This is a genomic window from Spiroplasma sp. ald, assembly GCF_044714355.1.
In the GTDB taxonomy this organism is placed as follows: domain Bacteria; phylum Bacillota_I; class Bacilli_A; order Mycoplasmatales; family Mycoplasmataceae; genus Spiroplasma; species Spiroplasma phoeniceum.
The window spans coordinates 1-1,518 of the sequence record NZ_RXFY01000157.1 but is presented as its reverse complement, the minus strand read 5'-3'; the positions used below and the strand labels follow the sequence as shown (position 1 = coordinate 1,518).

General features: G+C 22.0%; 2 protein-coding genes. One reads left to right on the top strand and one right to left on the bottom strand.

The features are described 5' to 3' along the window. A partial coding sequence (locus tag EHU54_RS05790; protein WP_400249446.1) for a hypothetical protein occupies nucleotides 1-924 on the top strand: 924 nt, incomplete at its 5' end. A gap of 30 nt (nucleotides 925-954) precedes the next feature. Here EHU54_RS05790 and EHU54_RS05785 read toward each other — a convergent pair. Further along, nucleotides 955-1,452, bottom strand: coding sequence for a lipoprotein (locus EHU54_RS05785; RefSeq protein WP_400249445.1), 498 nt, complete (start codon nucleotides 1,450-1,452; stop codon nucleotides 955-957). Between the last annotated feature and the right edge of the window lie 66 nt (nucleotides 1,453-1,518).

Here is a 1,518-nt window from a genome sequence, read left to right as displayed (position 1 = left end):
AGTGTCTTAAATAATTATTTACGCGATATGACAACTAATTATAAAACTAGTTTCTTATTACCCCATGACTATGAAGTACCAACATTTAATTACCCACAATATGTTTTTCCACCAATGCCATATAATTATAAACCTTATACAAAAGATATTTGAAATGCGAATACAATTCAACCATTAAAAACTAAAATTACTGCACCAGCACAATGTAAGCCAACAAATAGTTCAGATTATCATGTTAATTTATTTTCTGATGAATTTAATTCTGCTTATTATGAAGTTGAAATTGATTTAAGACAAATTGACCCAACAATTCAAAGTATTAGTAAATTTCAAGATGCTTATAAAACGATTGAAATAAGTAATATGAGTAATTTACAAATTGAGTGTGGGCCATGTGATATAGAAAATTTTATTCCAAATAGAAATGTTAATATTTTAGCAGGTTATTCTACTTGTGAATACAATTTTGGTTCATTAAATAATGTGAATTTACAAGAAAGCGGTCATTCACAAACTGATAAAGCTAATTTTGAAAATATAATAACTTTATATACTGATAATATAAAAAATGATATTCAAACATTTGCTACTGCTTATACTAATGGTTTACCAAGTAAAAATTATTATAATATTTATAATCTTGCAAAAAATACTTTATTATTTGTACTTAAAATAACAAAATGGTCTATTAATGATAAAGATAAAATTAAAGAAACACATTTACAAGCGTATTATACTAATGATGTAAAATTAAAAATTAGATTTTCAAAAACAATAAATGCAAATTTAAAAATATTTTCAAATAAAGTATTGAAATATAGGGGTAATGATAAAAATATAAGAATAGATGTTAATAATTGAGGTACATTAGGTATTAGAAATAAAAGTATTAATTCCATTAAAATTACAATTAAACCAAGATAAAAATAAAAAGAGATTTAATAATCTCTTTTTCTATTCACCATTAAATTTTACATTACCATTATCATCAATAATTAAATCAGGTAAATTATTTTCTTCTAAATTTCAACGATAAACTGATTTAAAATAAACTTCATTATCATAATTTCATCTTACAATTTCTTTATTTTCTTTAAAAATAAATAAGACACGATTTTCCTCTCGATTATTAGAAACTCCTATTTCATAATCATTAATTTTATTAATTTTAATGTATTCTAATATATGATTTTTAAATTTATCAATTTTTCAATTAACAGAATTATTTTCGCGTCATACAACATAATATCATTTATCATCTACTTTATTAAATGGTTTTTCTTGTGGTGCTATTCATTCTAAAATTCCATCTTTTGTAGTTATATTGTTTTTTTCTTTTAATTTATCTAATTGTTCTTTTGTATATTCTTGTGGTGTATTACAAGCAACTAAACTTGTTGTACTTGCTCCTACTAATGATATTGCACCAATAATACTTAATAATCTTTTCATTTGATTATTTCCTCTTTTATTATCAATTAAGTGAATCTATTGAAACCGTATAATTAACATTTATAT